The following is a 14,998-nucleotide window of genomic DNA, read 5'->3' on the forward strand; positions in this document are numbered from 1 at the left end:
GTGCGGCCAGTTCGGCGCGGCGCTGGTCCATGGTGAAGGCGAACCGCCGCCGCCCCCGCGAGGGCGGCCGCACCCCGCTCTTCGACCAGTACGCCGACGACGACCGCCCCCGCGCCGCCAACGAGTGACGAGTGACCCGGGCCACTCCGGCGGCCCCGGTCGCTGACCAGCGGGGAGCGGATTTCCGAGCACCCGGATGGAGGTGCTAGAGTTTCACTCGTTGCAAGGGCCTGTGGCGCAGTCCGGTAGCGCACCTCGTTCGCATCGAGGGGGTCAGGGGTTCAAATCCCCTCAGGTCCACAGCAATAGATCCCGTCCGATCTGATTGATCGGGCGGGATCTTTTTATATGCCGCTGCGGGCGCCGCAGTTGCGCGGGCCGCACTCGCCCGGCCGGAGTTTCCGTCAGAGTTTGCGGGCGACCTTCCGGGCCACCTTCAGCAGGTCTCCCGCCGGCCTGGTCCGCAGGGCCGGGCGGTGGCGGAGCCAGTCCTCCTCCAGGGCGTACCAGTCGACGGGCTTCGGTTTGCGGCGGGCGGTCAGCGAGGCGTCCAGTTCCTTGAAGTACGTCGTCCAGCGCTTGCGGTAGAGGCCGCCGACCAGGCCCGACCACTCGCGGTTGGCGTAGTCGTGGAGCTTGCCCGCGTCGGCGGAGGGGCGGGGGCCCCAGGTGGTCAGGAGGGTGAGGGCGTCGCGCTCCAGGCGGTCGCGCTCGGCCTCGGTGGAGCCCCAGGCGCGGGCGGCCGACGTCCAGCGGCTCAGCAGGTGGCGCTCGTCGGTGGCGACCGTCTCTTCGAGGAGGGCCATCCAGTCGAGCCACTGGGCCGTCAGATCGCGCAGCCGGGACCGGTCGCCCGCCTCGTAGGCCTCCTTGATCCGGGGGAGGAGCAGGCGGCTGCGGTTGGAGACGGTCTGGCGCGTCACGTCCAGCAGGTCGTAGCGGTAGGCGGAGCTGCCGCGCAGGGCCGGGGCCACCGCGAGGAGTTCGGGGAGCGCCGCCTCGAACTCCGCGGCGTCGTAGCGGAGCTGCCGCGGCGACCAGGCGGCGGCGTGGGTGACGGCCAGGTCGGGACGGGCGCCGAAGAGGCCGTCGGCGGCCTCGCTCCAGCCGTCCTCGCGGGTGGTGCCGTAGGCGGTGCGGCGCAGGACGTCCCAGGCGCGGACGGCGTGCGGGTCGGCGGCGCCGTAGCGGTAGCGGGGCCAGCGGGCGAACCAGTCCTCCAGGTCGATCCGGCCGTCCGTCCAGGCCAGGTCGCTGAAGAGGGCGAGCGCGGCGGGGTTGTTGTCGGCGGCCTCGGGCATCAGGGCGATGCCCTTGAGCGCGCTGCCCGGCTTGGTGCGCCAGTCCTCGTAGAGCCGGGCCCAGTCGCGGGTGTTGGCGCCCATGGCCGTGTGCCCGCCGAAGTTCCAGATGGAGCCGAAGGCGTACGGGGTGCCGCCCCAGTCGTCCTCGCGGTCGGTGACCTTGGGGTAGTGGTCGGGGACGCCGTCCAGGACGAGCATGCGGCGGCGGTCGACGGCGTCGAGGATGGCGCGGCGCGGGTTCTCCTGCCAGCCGAGGATCGCCCAGGTGGCGCGCGGGTGGGCGGCGCGCAGGGCCTTCTCGACGGCGCGGGCGGCGTCGGCGACGGGCACGTCGCCGGGCTTGCCGCCCTCGTGGAGCAGGTCCATCTTGTACATCGACGTGGCGCCGTAGAGCTCCTTCTGCACCCGGTAGAAGGTCGCCGCGACGCGCCGGAAGTGCGCGGTGCGCGGGTCGAGCCAGTCGGGCCGGCGGAAGCCGCCCCAGGTGCCCTGCGGGACGGTGCGGGCGCCGGGGTTGCGCCGGGCGAAGCCGGGCGGCACGGTGCCGTAGTAGCCCGGGAAGACGGGCGTCATGCCCAGCTCGCGGAGCCGGCCGACGATCCTCCTGGCCAGGGCCGTACGGCGCTCCAGGAGGCCGGCGGACAGCGGGCCGCCGTAGCCCTCCATGTTCTGCAGCAGCCACCACGGCTGGTGCGCCGGGCCCGGGAGCCACGCGCGCAGCTCGGCGTCGCCGTAGCCGTGTTCGCGGAACGTGCGGTGGTAGACCGCGTCCGCGCCCGCGTAGACCAGCACCTCGTTGAAGCCGTGCAGCGCCAGCACATCGATTTCGCGCTGCCAGTAGTCCCACCCGTTGTAGGGACCGGTGTAGCCGTCGTTCGTGTCGTTGAGGACGAAGCGGTGGGGGACGTTCGCCGCTTTGACGACGGGGGTGCGGACGCCGGGAAGGCGGGCGGGCAGGGCGGCGGTCTGCGCCCCGTTCCACGAGAAATGGGCGTGGGCCACGTGTCTGAGGTACCAGTGGAAGCCGGTGAGCTGCACCGCGGGCGTCGTCCCCGACACCTCCAGCGCGCCCTCCCGCCCGGACACCCGGAAGGCGTCCGCGCCGCCCTTGCGCGGCACCGTGCGGAAGGTGACCTGCCGGTGGTGGGCGGGCAGCAGCCGGGCGAGGGCCGCCGCGGCCGCTCCGGCGGAGCCCACGGCCGCGTCCTGCGCCTCCGGCAGGCCCGCCGCGTCCGCGTCCCCGGCGGAGACCACGTCCTCGAAGGCGGAGGAGCCGGCGGAGGCCGACGCGGAGGAGGCACCCGAGGCGCCGGAGCCGCCGGAGTCCGCGGACGGGCCGCCCGGCCCCCCGGGGAGCCCCGGCCCGGCCGCGGCGGCCGCACCGGGCAGGCCGGGCACCGCCCCCAGCGCCGCCGCCCCCGCGAGCGCGCCCAGAAGTCTTCGACGGGCGATGTGCATGAGTGACCTCCACCGTGACGAGCGGTCGGAGCCTGTACGCGCGGCGATCCTACGAGCAGATGAGCGCCACGCGGCAAGGACGCGGGCGTCGAACCAGCCACGCCGGTTACATTTGGCACGAATGGCCCCGCCGGGCCGGTCCGGCCTGCTAACCGGAACCGCTCCGCCCGCCGACCGCCGGCCCCGCCGGCTCCGCGGGCCTGCCCGCCCCGGTCGCCCACGAGCTGCGCGGCCTGCGGCTCCCCGTCCCCCCGCGTTAGCCGCCGAGGAGCTGGAAGCCATGGGACTGCGCACGAAGATCGGTGTGGCGATCACCGCCACCGCCGCCCTGGTCGCCGTCATCATGGGCCTCGTCGTGCACCACCGCACCGCCACCAGCCAGCTGGAGACCGCGCGCGAGACCCTGGAGAGCCGGCTCGCCACGGCCGTCGAGGACCACGCCGCGGGCGTCCACCGGCCGCGCACGCTCATCAACCCCGAGCACATACCCGGGCCGCTGCGGAAGGACCTGGAGAAGGGCAGGCGCGCCACCTACCTCGACCGCAGCGGCCCCGTACCGGTGCTGTGGGCCGGCAGCCGCCTCGGCCGCGACACGATCGTCGTCAGACACCCCTACACCCGGCAGACCGCCAACCTGCGCAAGCTCGACGAGGCCCTGTGGTGGGCGGGCGGCCTGGGCACCGCCTTCGCCGGCGTCGTCGGCGTGGGCCTCGCGACCGTCGCCGGGCGCCGCCTGAACGCCTCCGCCCGGACGGCCGAGCGCATCGCCGACGGCGACCTCAGCGCCCGCCTCAAGCCGCGCGGCGGGCAGGACGAGATCGCCCGCCTGATCGTCGCCGTCAACACCATGGCCGACGCGCTGGCCGCCCGCCTCCAGGCCGAGCGCGAGGTCACCTCGAACATCGCCCACGAACTGCGCACCCCCGTGGCCGGCCTGGTCGCCGCGGCCGAGGTGCTGCCGCCCGGCCGCCCCGCCGAGATGGTCCGCGAGCGGGCCGAGCGCGTCCGGGCGCTCATGGAGGACGTCCTGGAGGTCGCCCGGCTGGACGGCACCGCCGAGCGGGCCGACACCGAGCTGCGTTCCCTGGGCGAGCTGACGCGGCGCGCGGTCCGCTCGGCCGAGGCGGACGGCAAGGGCACCGCCGCGGTGCGGGTCCTGCGCGACTGCCTGGTCGAGACCGACGGGCGCAGGGTGGAGCGGATCCTCGCCAACCTCGTCACCAACGCCTTCCGGCACGGCGGCGGGCCCGTGACCGTGGAGGTCGACGGCGGCGCCGTCCGGGTCCGCGACGGCGGCCCCGGCTTCCCGCCCGACCTGCTGACCCGCGGCCCCCAGCGCTTCCGCACGGGCTCGCGCTCCGGCCTCGGCCTGGGGCTGACGATCGCCGCGGGCCAGGCCCGGGTCCTGGGGGCGGGCCTGCACTTCGCCAACCCGGACGGCGGGGGAGCGCTGGCCACGCTGGATCTGGCGGCGTCGGTACGGGACGGGGAGGCCGGGCCCTCCCCGGGCCCGGGGCCCGGGCCCTCCTGAGGTGCGGGGCGGGCCGGCCGGCCCAACAGTGGAAGCCATGAAAGACGACAACATCCTCTTCCTGAACGTCCCCTCGCCCGAGAAGGGCCACCGGGCCCTGGACGACCTCCGCGAGGGCCACGCCGAGGGCCGCCTCAAGCTCCGCGAGGGTGCGGTGATCGCCCGCGCCGACGACGGCAGCCTCGACTTCCCCGACGCGGTCGACAACTCCGGCACGGGCCGCGCCTTCGCCGTCGGCGGCCTGATCGGCGGCCTCCTGGGCATCCTCGGCGGCCCCCTCGGCGTGATGCTCGGCTTCGGGGCGGGCGGCCTCATGGGCGGGGTGCGCGACGCGCGGGAGGCCACGGCCGCGAACGCCGCCCTGGAGATGCTCGCGGCGGAGGTCCCGCCGGGCAGCACCGTCCTGGTCGCGGAGGTCGTCGAGGACGGCCCGGCGGAGGCCGACGCGATCCTGGAGCCGTACGGGACGGTCACGCGCTACCGCACGGACGACATCCGCCACGAGGTGGAGGCGGCGATCGCCGGCCACTGACGCGGTGCGCCTGCCGGGCGGGGGGCGCGGTGCGCCTGCCCGGCGGGGGCGCGGTGCGCCTGCCCGGCGGGGGCGCGACGGCCGTGCCGGCCGCAGCCCTGGCCGTGCCCGGCCCCTTTCCCACGGCCTCGGCCGGCCCTTCCGCCGCGGCGGTGCTCAGCCGGTACGGAGGTGTCCGGCGGTGCCGCGGTGGCCTGCAGGCCGGTCCGGCACCGCCGGTCCGCGCCGCGGTGGCTGAACGCCGTGGCGGCGGAGATGTGGTTGCCGGCCCGGGCAGGGGGCTGTCGCCGGTCCGGGCAGGGGGCTGTCGCCGGTCCGCGCCGGCCGTGCGGGCGACGCTGCCGGTCCGCGCTGGTCGTGCGGGCGACGCCGCCGGTCCGTGCCTGGCTGTGCCGGGGACGCCGCCGGTCCGTGCCGGGCCGTGTCGGGGACGCCGCCGGTCCGCGCCGGCCGCCGCCGGTCCGCGCCGGCCCCGCCGGCTACAGCCGCTTCGTGAAGCAGCGGCTGTCCTCGTACGTGCGGTACATGCCGAACTTCTGCTCCCGCGGCACCGGCGCGTACCCGCACGACACGTACAGCGCCATCGCCTCCGGCTGCTTCGCGCCCGTCTCCAGCACCATCCGTGTCCGGCCCGCCGCCCGGGCGTCCTCCTCCAGCGCCGCGAGGATCCGCCGGGCGATCCCGCGCCCGCGGGCCTCCGGTATGACGTACATCCGCTTCACCTCGGCGTCGCCGTCCGCGTGGCCCTCGCCGCCCGCCGCCTCGCGGGCCCGCCAGCCGCCCGCGGCGACGGGCGCGCCGCCGGGCTCGTAGGCGATGAGATACAGGCCACACGGCGGGGCGAACTGGGCCGGCTCCAGCGGGGTGAGATCACCGTCTCCGTACCGCTGCACGTACTCCAGTTGGACCCGGTCCTGGAGCTTCACCGCGTCGGGATGGTCGTAGGCGACCGGCAAGATCTGCATTCAACGCATCGTAGGGAACTCGGTATCGTGCCGGAATGCTGACCGTTACGAGCGTAAATGTGAATGGACTCCGTGCGGCCTCCAAGAAGGGCTTCGTGGAGTGGCTGGCGCAGACCGAGGCGGACGTCGTCTGCCTCCAGGAGGTCCGGGCCGAGCCGCACCAGCTGCCCGACGAGGTGCGCGAGCCGGAGGGCTGGTTCACGGTGCACGCTCCGGCGGCGGCCAAGGGGCGCGCCGGCGTCTCGCTCTACTCGCGCCGCGAGCCGGAGGCGGTACGGATCGGCTTCGGCTCGGCCGAGTTCGACGGCAGCGGCCGCTACGCCGAGATCGACCTGCCCGGCGTCACCGTCGCGAGCCTCTACCTGCCCTCCGGCGAGGTCGGCACGGAGCGGCAGGACGAGAAGGAACGCTTCATGGCGGAGTTCCTGCCGTACCTGGTGGGGCTCAAGGCGCGCGCGGCGGCCGAGGGGCGCGAGGTGCTGGTCTGCGGCGACTGGAACATCGCCCACACCGAGGCCGACCTCAAGAACTGGAAGGCCAACCGCAAGAGCGCGGGCTTCCTGCCCGAGGAGCGCGAGTGGCTCGGCAAGGTCTTCGCCGAGTACGTGGACGTGGTCCGGGCCCTGCACCCGGGCGTCGACGGGCCCTACTCGTGGTGGTCGTACCGCGGTCGCGCCTTCGACAACGACTCGGGCTGGCGCATCGACTACCTGGTCGCGACGCCGGGGCTGGCCGCGCGGGCGCTCAAGGCGCGGGTGGAGCGGGCGGCCTCGCACGACCTGCGGTGGTCGGACCACGCGCCGGTGACGGGCGTCTTCAGCTGAGGCACGCGCCTCGACGGGATCCGGTGAACAGGACCCGGTGAACGGGACCGGTGAACAGGACCGGCTTTCGGCGCAATCACGCCGTTTGCGCGCACGGACTGCCGCTTTCTGCCCACCGGCGGGCGGCGTTCTGCTTGAATTCCCGTCGGTGAAAGCACCGTTGGCCGTCCGGCCGGCGTGCGGGTGTGGTCGCGGCATGGCGCGCCCGCGCGTCTCCGCCGCCGTCAGCCGGGTCTGGCGGGTCCCGGTTCGCCGGCGGCGCCGTGCGCACCGGGCCAGACACCCGGCTCGGTGCGCACGCGCCGGTCCAGGGCCATGGTGATCTCCGCGTCCATGACCGTCTTGGCGATGCCGCGCAGCTCTTCGAGGGCCGCGGCGGCCGCGGGCCCGCCCGGCTGCAGGCCGGGCAGCACGTGGGTGCGGATGAGCTCGGTGAACGTGCCGGCGAGGGCGTCGGCGTGCGCCCGCACCTCGCGGCCCGCGGCGAGCACCGCGGCCAGCGGGACGCCGTGCCGCACGAGCGCGGCCGAGGCGTCGAGGAGGCGGCGGCTGACGTGCACGATCTCGTCGCCGTCGACGCCGAGGTAGCCCATGTCGAGCGACGCGGTGAGGTTCTCCGGGGTGACCTCGCCCGCGAAGCGGTCGGCGAGCTCGGCCGGGGTGAGGCGGATCGCGGCCTCCTCCTGCCACGGGACGGTGACGGCCGCGCCCGCCAGCCCCAGCAGTTCGCCCACGTCCCGCCCGCACTCGAAGGCGCTGATCAGCTCGGCGATGCCGCCGAGGGTGTGCCCGCGCTCCAGGAGCTCGGCGATCGTCCGCAGCCGGGCCAGGTGCTGCGGGCCGTACCAGGCGATGCGGCCCTCGCGGCGCGGCGGCGGCAGCAGCTTGCGCTCGCGGTAGAAGCGCAGCGTGCGCACGGTGATGCCGGCGGCGTCGGCGAGCTCCGCCGTCCGGTACTGCGTGCCGGCGGGTTCCGCGGTACGGGAGCGCTGCGCGGCGGGCTCGTCCGGCTCGCCGGGGCCGGCCGAACCGGCGTGCCGCCCCGCCCCGCGGTCTTCTTCGTCGACCATCCGCGCCCCCTCGTCCGTGGCCCCGAGCGAAGCGTAAGCGTACGTGCGACCGGCGGTAACTTCCTTTCCCCGTACCCCTATCGCTGCTCCTGGACTCTGCCCTACGCTCCCATCGTGCCAGTGATTGCTGGCACTGTTGTGTCGAATCCGGGAGGCTGCGGCATGGCCGAGCATGAGCGTCAGCACGTACGGGTGGCGGTGATCGGGTCCGGCTTCGGCGGGCTGGGGGCGGCGATCCGGCTGCGCCGCGAGGGGATCACCGACTTCGTGATCCTGGAGCGCGCGGACTCCGTGGGCGGCACCTGGCGCGACAACACCTACCCCGGCTGCGCCTGCGACGTGCCGTCCCACCTCTACTCCTTCTCCTTCGCCCCTAACCCCGCCTGGCCACGCAGCTTTTCCGGCCAGCCGCACATCCGCGCCTATCTGGAGCACGTCACCGACACCTTCGGGCTGCGCCCCCACCTGCGCCTGAACTCCGAGGTGCAACAGCTGCGCTGGGACGAGGAGCGGCTGCACTGGGAGGTCACCACCGCGTCCGGGGACTGGACGGCCGACGTCGTCGTCTCCGCCACCGGGCCGCTCGCCGACCCCCGCATCCCGGAGATCCCCGGCCTGGACTCCTTCCCCGGCAAGGTCTTCCACTCCTCCCGCTGGGACCACGACTTCGACCTGCGCGGCAAGCGCGTCGCCGTGATCGGCACGGGCGCGTCCGCGATCCAGATCGTGCCGGGCATCCAGCCCGAGGCGGGCCGCGTCACCCTCTTCCAGCGCACGCCGCCGTGGGTGCTGCCCCGCTTCGACCGGCCGGTCTCGGCCGCCGAGCGCTGGCTGCACACCCGGCTGCCCGTGACCGCTTCGCTGCGCCGCGGCGTCCTGTGGGGCATCCGGGAGCTGCAGGTCAGCAACTTCACCAAGCACCCGGAGCGGATGCGCGTGGTGGAGAAGCTGGCGCTGGCCCACATGCGCAAGGCGATCGCGGACCCGGCCCTGCGCGCCCGGCTGACCCCCGGCTACCGCATCGGCTGCAAGCGCATCCTGCTCTCCAGCGACTACTATCCGGCGCTCGCCCGCCCGAACGTGGACCTGGTGGCCTCGGAGCTGGCCGAGGTGCGGGGCGCAACGCTCGTCGCCGCCGACGGCACGGAGGCGCAGGCGGACGCCATCGTCTTCGGCACGGGCTTCCGGGTCACGGACATGCCGATCGCCGAGCGGGTCACGGGCGCCGGCGGGCGGACGCTGGCCGAGGCGTGGAAGGACGGCATGACGGCCCTGCGCGGCACCAGCGCCGCCGGCTTCCCCAACTTCCTCACCGTCATCGGGCCCAACACCGGCCTGGGCAACAGCTCGATGATCCTGATCATCGAGTCCCAGCTGAACTACCTGGCCGACTTCATGCGCCAGCTGGACACCCTCGGCGGCAAGGCGGCCCTGGACGCCCGCCCCTCCGCGGTGAACGCCTGGAACCGGCACATCCAGCGCCGCATGGAGCGCACGGTCTGGAACACCGGCTGCCGCAGCTGGTACCTGGACGCCCAGGGCCGCAACACCGTGGTCTGGCCGGGCACCACCGCCGAGTTCCGCAGGGTCACCCGCCAGGTGAACCTCTCGGAGTACCAGGTGCTGCGGCCGCCACGCGCACCCCGCAAGGCCGTGCGCGTGGCGGCGGGGACGGAGGCCGCCCGATGAGGCGCGTATGCCTGGAGGGGCAGGTCGCCGTCGTCACCGGCGCGGCCCGCGGCCTGGGCGAGCAGCTGGCCCGCAAGCTGTCGGCGCGCGGCGCCCGCGTCGCGCTGGTGGGCCTGGAGCCGGACGAGCTGGCCCGCGTCGCCGCCTCGCTGCACGAGGACGCCGCGCACTGGCACGCGGACGTCACCGACCACGAGGCCATGGAGCAGGTGGCCCGCGAGGTCAAGGCCCGCTTCGGCAAGGCCGACATCGTCGTCGCCAACGCGGGCGTCGCAGCGGGCGGCCCGTTCGCCGGCTCCGACCCGGAGAGCTGGCGCCGCGTCGTGGACGTCAATCTCACCGGCAGCGCCGTCACCGGCCGGGCCTTCCTGCCCGTCCTCGCCGAGAGCCGCGGCTACCTGCTGCAGGTGGCCTCGCTCGCGGCGATGACCCCGGCGCCGCTGATGAGCGCCTACTGCGCGTCGAAGGCGGGCGTCGAGGCGTACGCGCACTGCCTGCGCGGCGAGGTCGCGCACAAGGGCGTCCGGGTCGGCGTCGCCTATCTGAGCTGGACCGACACGGACATGGTGCGCGGCGCCGACGCGTACGAGGTGATGCGCGAGATGCGGCAGCGCCTGCCGTGGCCCGCCAACCGCACCTACCCGCTCGGCCCCGCCGCCGACCGCCTGGTCGACGGCATCGAGCGGCGCGCGGCGCACGTGTACGGGCAGGGCTGGCTGCGGGCGGTGCAGGGCGCGCGGGGCTGGCTGCCCGGCCTGCTCGCCCTCGGCGCGCAGCGCACCATGCGGCAGTACGAACCGAGGTTCGCGGGCATGCGCGCGGGGCTGGTGGGCGCGGGCGGGGCCGCGGACGAGAAGGAGCGCGCGAGCCGTAGCACTGCGTAGTCATCCGAGGTGCGTGGCACCGGGGTGCGTGCAAGGCTGCTGTTGCCGGGGCGAAGTACCCCGAATCCCCTCAATGAGGAGTGTGGACAGCATGGGCATCAAGGACGAGATGCAGGGCAAGGCCCAGCAGGCCAAGCAGAAAGCGGAGCGAGCCAAGCAGCAGGCCCAGCAGAAGGGCCAGCAGGCGCAGGACAAGCTCCAGGAGCGCCGTCAGCAGGGGCAGCAGCAGGACCGCCAGCAGTCCTTCGACGACCTGCGTGACGAGCTCGACGACCGCACCTGAGGGAGCTGAGCCTCATGGCCAAGGGTGACAAGGCCAGGAGCAAGGCCGAGCAGCTCAAGCAGCAGCAGGCCGGGAAGGCCGCGCAGTCCGGCAAGCAGTCGAAGCAGAACGCCAACGACAAGGCCCGCCAGGAACTGATCCGCAAGGAGCAGGAGGAGTGGGACCGCCGCGACACGTTCGACGAGAACTTCGAGATCTGACGGAACTGACGAGGCCGGAAGACAAGGGGCGCACCCCGCGGGTGCGCCCCTTGTCTTGTCTCTTGTTCTCCTGCTCAGTCCCCGTTGCGCGGCGGCAGCTTCGGCCGCCGCAGGTCCGGCACCCCCGAGTAGTCCGGGGGCCGCGCCGCGCCGTGCCGCTCCAGCAGGTCGAGCGCGATCTGCACCGCGTCGTCGAGCTGCTTGTGGCGGCCCTCGGCCCAGTCGAGCGGCGTGCGGTCGATCTCGACGTCGGGCTCGACGCCGCGGTTCTCGATCGTCCAGCCGTAGGCGTCGAACCACGCCGCGTTCATCGGCACCGTGATCGCGGTGCCGTCCCCGAGCCGGTGCCGGCCGGTCATCCCGACCACGCCGCCCCAGGTGCGCAGGCCCACCACCGGGCCGATGCCCTGCAGCTTGAACGCCGCGGTGATCATGTCGCCGTCGGAGGAGGTCATCTCGTCGGCGATGGCCACGACCGGCCCCCGCGGGGCGTTGCTCGCGTACGAGACGGGCTCGGCGTCGCGCGTGAGGTCCCAGCCGATGATGGTGCGGGTGAGCTTCTCCACGACCAGCTCGCTGATGTTGCCGCCCGCGTTGCCGCGCACGTCGACGATGAGGGCCGGGCGGGACATCTCCATGCGCAGGTCGCGGTTGAACTGGGCCCAGCCCGAACCGCCCATGTCGGGGATGTGCAGGTAGCCGCACTTGCCGCCGCTGAGCTCCCGGACGACCGCGCGGCGCTTGGCCACCCAGTCCTGGTAGCGCAGCGGGCGCTCGTCCACGAGCGGGACGACGGCGACGCGGCGCGCGTGGCCCTCGGCCCCGGGCGGCCGGAACGTCAGCTCCACGGTGGTGCCGCCGGCCGCGGCCAGCAGCGGGTACGGGCCGGCCACCGGGTCGACGGGGCGGCCGTCGACGTGCGTGAGGGCCGCACCCTCGCGGACGCCCGAACCGGCCAGCGGGGAGCGGGCCTTGGAGTCGGAGGAGTCGCCGGGCAGGATGCGCCGGATGGTCCAGGTGCCGTCCTTCTGGTGCGTGAAGTTGGCGCCCAGCAGGCCGATGGCGCGCTGGTAGTGCGGCGGGCCCTCGTTGCGGCGGGCGGGGGCGACGTAGGCGTGCGAGGTGCCCAGCTCGCCGAGGACCTCGCGCAGCAGGTCGGCGAAGTCGTCCGGGGTGGCGACGCGCTCGACCAGGGGCCGGTACTGGTCGAGCACCGCGTCCCAGTCGATGCCGCACATGCCCGGCTCCCAGAAGTACGCGCGGACGATCCGCCCGGCCTCCTCGTAGGCCTGCCGCCACTCGGCGCCGGGGTCGACGTCGTGCAGGATGCGCCGCATGTCGATGTAGACCGTCGACTCGGGGTCGGGGGTGTCCGTGGCGGGGACGGCCCGCAGCTCGCCGTCGTCGTTGACGACGAGGCGCGTGCCGTCGCCGCTGACCGCGAACCAGTCGAGGGAGCTGGTGAGTTCGGTGCGCTTGGCCTTGGTCAGGTCGAAGTGCTCCAGGGTCGGTTTGCCGGAGACGTCGGCGGGGTTGGCGAAGGTCTCGCCGAGCGCGCCGGAGATCGGCCAGCGCAGCCACACCAGGCCGCCGCCGCTGACCGGGCGCAGCGACGAGTACTTCGAGGCGGCCACGGGGAAGGGCGTCACCCGGCTCTCCAGGCCCTCCGCCTCGACCAGCGTCGGCCCGGCCCCCGTGTCCTCCAGGTCCAGGCCGCCCGCCGCCGGCCGGCCCTCGGCGGACAGCGCGAACGGCGAGGGCGTCGCCGAGGACAGCGGGACGAGGTAGGGGCGGCAGCCCAGCGGGAAGGACAGGTCGCCGGTGTGCACGTCGTAGACCGGGTCGAAGCCGCGCCAGGAGAGGAAGGCGAGGTAGCGGCCGTCGCCGGTGAAGACGGGCTGCTCGTCCTCGAAGCGGCCGTTGGTCACGTCGACGATCAGCCGGTCCTTGAGCCGTGCGATCTTGATCTGGCGCAGGGAGCGGCCGACGCCCGGGTGGGACCAGGCCAGCCATTCCGAGTCGGGCGAGAAGGCGAGGTCGCGCACGGGCCCGTTGACCGACCGGATCAGCTCACTGACCTCGCCGGAGTCCGAGCCGGAGCCGGAGCCGGAGCCGGAGTCCGAGTCGGAGCCGGAGTCCGAGCCGGAGTCCGAGTCCGAGTCGGAGCCGGAGCCGGGGCCGGACTCGGGGCCCTCCCCCCTGTCCTCCTCGACCGACGTGTCCACGAGCAGCAGCCGGCCGTCGTGCGTTGCCAGGGCCAGCCGTTCGCCGTCGGGGGAGGCGAGGGTCTCGTGCACCCTGCCGATCCGGCCCGCGCCGAGCCGGCGCGGCTCCGCGGGCCCCGCGGCGCGCGGCAGCTGGGCGATCTCGATCGCGTCCTCGCCCTCCGCGTCCGTCACGTAGGCGATCCGCCCGGACGCGCCGAGCATCTCCGGCAGCCGCACCCGGACGCCCGGGGTGTCGGCGATGGTGCGGGCGGGACCGTCGCGGTGGGTGAGCCAGTAGAGGCTGCCGCGCACCTGGACGGCGCTCGCCCGGCCCGTCGTGTCGACGCTCACGCCGTCGACGTTGGAGGCGGCCTGCACCTGGTACGGGCGGCGCCCGGCCCGCGGGCCGCCCAGCGTCACCTCCAGCCGGCGCGGCTTCCCGCCCGGCCCGAGGTCGTCCACCAGCCACAGCTCGCCCGCGCACTGGTAGACGATGCGCTCGCCGTCCGTCGAGGCGTGCCGGGCGTAGAAGTCGTCGTGGTCGGTGTGGCGGCGCAGCTGCGAGCCGTCGGGCAGGCAGGAGTAGAGGTTGCCGACGCCCTCGTGGTCGGAGAGGAAGGCGATGCGGCCGCCCGCGAACATCACCGAGTCGAGGTGGCCGCCGATCTCCGGCACCAGCCGCTGCTCCTTCGCGCCCAGCAGCCACAGCCGGCCCGTGGCCCCGCCGCGGTAGCGCTTCCAGGCGGCCGGCTCGTGCGGCGGCTTCCCGGCCAGCAGCAGCGTGCGGTGCTCGCCCCCGGCCTCGCCGATCGCGATGTCGGACACCGGGCCCCAGGGCAGCCGCAGCCCCGGGCTGCCGTCGACCGGCACCCGGTAGGCCCACGAGAAGTACGAGAAGGGCTGGCCGTGCGAGGAGACGGCGAGGACGTCGTGGCCGCCGTCGCGGTCAGAGGGCGCCCAGCCGCAGACGCGCGCGTCGGTGCTGCCCCAGTAGGTGAGCCGGCGGGCGGGACCGCCGTCGACGGGGGCCAGATGGATCTCCGGGTCGAGGCTGCGCCAGTTCGTGTAGGCGATGTGGCGGCCGTCGGGGGAGAAGCGGGGATGGCCGACGCGGGTGCGGTCGACGGTCAGCCGCCAGGCCCGGCCGGAGGCCTTCGGCTCCAGGGGGGCCAGCCACAGGTCGTCCTCCGCGGTGAAGCAGAGGAGATCACCGTGGAGATGAGGAAATCTCAGGTAAGAATCACTCACTCCACCATCGTTTCGGCCCCCGGGAGGCGCGGCAACTCGGTCGGCCGGGGCCGGGGCGGTAACCGGCCGTGACGGAGAACACGTGCGAAACGGCGCCGTTTCGATGCCGGACCGCCGCGGGCCGTCGTATCGTCTAGGTGTACGAAACCGTTTCGTACGGGAGTGAATCCAGGGAGGTGGATGTGTCCACGGAACCGACCGGGCCGGCGGCGCGCCGCACCCGGCTCACCCCCGAACGCGAGGCCGAGCTCTACGAGGCGGTCCTCGACATCCTGCGCGAGGTCGGCTACGACGGCCTGACCATGGACGGCGTCGCCGCCCGCACGCACGCCAGCAAGGCCACGCTCTACCGCCAGTGGAAGGGCAAGCCCGAGCTGGTCGCGAGCGCGCTGCGGCACCAGAAGCCGGTCAAGCTGGCGGACATCGACACCGGTTCCCTGCGCGGTGACCTGCGCGCCATGGCCTGCGAGGTGGACGATGACCGGATGGCGCGGGACACCGCCCTTATGCGCGGCCTGGGGCACGCGGTCCACACCAACCCCGACCTCCTTCAAGCACTGCGCGACCTGCTGATCCTGCCGGAGCACGAAGGGCTCCGCGCCATGCTGCGGCGCGCGGTCGACCGGGGTGAGGTGGCCGCGGACAATCCCGCGATCGACTTCGTCCCGCACATGATGCTGGGCGCGTTCATCGCCCGCTCCCTGATCGAGGACAAGTTCGCGGACGCCGCCTACCTGTCCCGTTACATCGACGCCGTGGTCCTCCCCGCCCTCGGCGCCTGATCCCCCCCCACAGTTCCACCC

Annotated in this window: 12 protein-coding genes and 1 tRNA gene; 9 read left to right on the plus strand and 4 right to left on the minus strand. The window is 74.3% G+C overall.

Annotated elements, in window-relative coordinates; translation table 11 throughout:
* Positions 1–226: 226 nt before the first annotated feature.
* Positions 227–300, plus strand: a tRNA-Ala gene (locus ACSNOH_RS26825).
* Between the two features lie 104 nt (positions 301–404).
* Here ACSNOH_RS26825 and ACSNOH_RS26830 read toward each other — a convergent pair.
* On the minus strand, positions 405–2,762 hold the full coding sequence (locus tag ACSNOH_RS26830; protein WP_436723997.1) for an alpha-N-acetylglucosaminidase: 2,358 nt from the start codon (positions 2,760–2,762) through the stop codon (positions 405–407).
* Between the two features lie 280 nt (positions 2,763–3,042).
* Between ACSNOH_RS26830 and ACSNOH_RS26835 the strand changes: the two genes are divergently transcribed.
* Together ACSNOH_RS26835 and ACSNOH_RS26840 are read left to right on the plus strand one after the other, a co-directional pair.
* A complete protein-coding gene (locus tag ACSNOH_RS26835; RefSeq protein WP_436723998.1) occupies positions 3,043–4,293 on the plus strand; it encodes an ATP-binding protein in 1,251 nt (416 codons plus the stop codon).
* 37 nt (positions 4,294–4,330) lie between these two features.
* Complete coding sequence (locus ACSNOH_RS26840) at positions 4,331–4,825, plus strand: hypothetical protein (protein ID WP_436723999.1); 495 nt, start codon at positions 4,331–4,333, stop codon at positions 4,823–4,825.
* A 479-nt stretch (positions 4,826–5,304) separates the two neighbouring features.
* On the opposite strand, the gene ACSNOH_RS26845 is transcribed toward ACSNOH_RS26840, so the two are convergent.
* A complete protein-coding gene (locus ACSNOH_RS26845; RefSeq protein ID WP_436724000.1) occupies positions 5,305–5,790 on the minus strand; it encodes a GNAT family N-acetyltransferase in 486 nt (161 codons plus the stop codon).
* 35 nt (positions 5,791–5,825) lie between these two features.
* Here ACSNOH_RS26845 and ACSNOH_RS26850 point away from each other — a divergent pair, with 35 nt between their 5' ends.
* Positions 5,826–6,614 carry an exodeoxyribonuclease III gene (locus ACSNOH_RS26850; RefSeq protein ID WP_436724001.1) on the plus strand — a complete coding sequence of 263 codons (789 nt, stop codon included), beginning with the start codon at positions 5,826–5,828 and terminating at the stop codon, positions 6,612–6,614.
* Between the two features lie 224 nt (positions 6,615–6,838).
* On the opposite strand, the gene ACSNOH_RS26855 is transcribed toward ACSNOH_RS26850, so the two are convergent.
* Positions 6,839–7,684 (minus strand): MerR family transcriptional regulator, encoded by an 846-nt coding sequence (locus ACSNOH_RS26855; protein ID WP_436724002.1) that lies wholly within the window; start codon positions 7,682–7,684, stop codon positions 6,839–6,841.
* A gap of 162 nt (positions 7,685–7,846) precedes the next feature.
* Between ACSNOH_RS26855 and ACSNOH_RS26860 the strand changes: the two genes are divergently transcribed.
* The 4 genes from ACSNOH_RS26860 to ACSNOH_RS26875 all read left to right on the plus strand — a co-directional run bounded on the left by ACSNOH_RS26860 (position 7,847) and on the right by ACSNOH_RS26875 (position 10,740).
* On the plus strand, positions 7,847–9,373 hold the full coding sequence (locus tag ACSNOH_RS26860) for a flavin-containing monooxygenase (RefSeq protein WP_436724003.1): 1,527 nt from the start codon (positions 7,847–7,849) through the stop codon (positions 9,371–9,373).
* On the plus strand, positions 9,370–10,257 hold the full coding sequence (locus tag ACSNOH_RS26865; RefSeq protein WP_436724004.1) for an SDR family oxidoreductase: 888 nt from the start codon (positions 9,370–9,372) through the stop codon (positions 10,255–10,257). Before ACSNOH_RS26860 ends, ACSNOH_RS26865 begins: the two co-directional genes overlap by 4 nt.
* A gap of 91 nt (positions 10,258–10,348) precedes the next feature.
* Positions 10,349–10,540, plus strand: a complete 192-nt coding sequence (locus ACSNOH_RS26870) for a hypothetical protein (RefSeq protein ID WP_436724005.1) — start codon at positions 10,349–10,351, stop codon at positions 10,538–10,540.
* A 14-nt stretch (positions 10,541–10,554) separates the two neighbouring features.
* Complete coding sequence (locus tag ACSNOH_RS26875; RefSeq protein WP_436724006.1) at positions 10,555–10,740, plus strand: hypothetical protein; 186 nt, start codon at positions 10,555–10,557, stop codon at positions 10,738–10,740.
* Positions 10,741–10,814: 74 nt separating this feature from the next.
* Here the strand turns inward: ACSNOH_RS26875 and ACSNOH_RS26880 are convergent, their stop codons facing one another.
* Complete coding sequence (locus ACSNOH_RS26880) at positions 10,815–14,195, minus strand: S41 family peptidase (RefSeq protein WP_436724007.1); 3,381 nt, start codon at positions 14,193–14,195, stop codon at positions 10,815–10,817.
* Between the two features lie 182 nt (positions 14,196–14,377).
* On the opposite strand from ACSNOH_RS26880, the gene ACSNOH_RS26885 reads away from it, so the two are divergent.
* Positions 14,378–14,977, plus strand: coding sequence for a TetR/AcrR family transcriptional regulator (locus ACSNOH_RS26885; RefSeq protein ID WP_436724008.1), 600 nt, complete (start codon positions 14,378–14,380; stop codon positions 14,975–14,977).
* Positions 14,978–14,998 lie beyond the last annotated feature (21 nt).

The organism is Streptomyces sp. URMC 127 (assembly GCF_051386535.1).
In the GTDB taxonomy this organism is placed as follows: domain Bacteria; phylum Actinomycetota; class Actinomycetes; order Streptomycetales; family Streptomycetaceae; genus Streptomyces.

What these genes read in the sequence shown, in the direction of transcription:
- ACSNOH_RS26830 (WP_436723997.1), bottom strand. Translation starts at nt 2,762, where the DNA reads ATGCACATCGCCCGTCGAAGACTTCTGGGCGCGCTCGCGGGGGCGGCG.
- ACSNOH_RS26835 (WP_436723998.1), top strand. Translation starts at nt 3,043, where the DNA reads ATGGGACTGCGCACGAAGATCGGTGTGGCGATCACCGCCACCGCCGCC.
- ACSNOH_RS26840 (WP_436723999.1), top strand. Translation starts at nt 4,331, where the DNA reads ATGAAAGACGACAACATCCTCTTCCTGAACGTCCCCTCGCCCGAGAAG.
- ACSNOH_RS26845 (WP_436724000.1), bottom strand. Translation starts at nt 5,790, where the DNA reads ATGCAGATCTTGCCGGTCGCCTACGACCATCCCGACGCGGTGAAGCTC.
- ACSNOH_RS26850 (WP_436724001.1), top strand. Translation starts at nt 5,826, where the DNA reads ATGCTGACCGTTACGAGCGTAAATGTGAATGGACTCCGTGCGGCCTCC.
- ACSNOH_RS26855 (WP_436724002.1), bottom strand. Translation starts at nt 7,684, where the DNA reads ATGGTCGACGAAGAAGACCGCGGGGCGGGGCGGCACGCCGGTTCGGCC.
- ACSNOH_RS26860 (WP_436724003.1), top strand. Translation starts at nt 7,847, where the DNA reads ATGGCCGAGCATGAGCGTCAGCACGTACGGGTGGCGGTGATCGGGTCC.
- ACSNOH_RS26865 (WP_436724004.1), top strand. Translation starts at nt 9,370, where the DNA reads ATGAGGCGCGTATGCCTGGAGGGGCAGGTCGCCGTCGTCACCGGCGCG.
- ACSNOH_RS26870 (WP_436724005.1), top strand. Translation starts at nt 10,349, where the DNA reads ATGGGCATCAAGGACGAGATGCAGGGCAAGGCCCAGCAGGCCAAGCAG.
- ACSNOH_RS26875 (WP_436724006.1), top strand. Translation starts at nt 10,555, where the DNA reads ATGGCCAAGGGTGACAAGGCCAGGAGCAAGGCCGAGCAGCTCAAGCAG.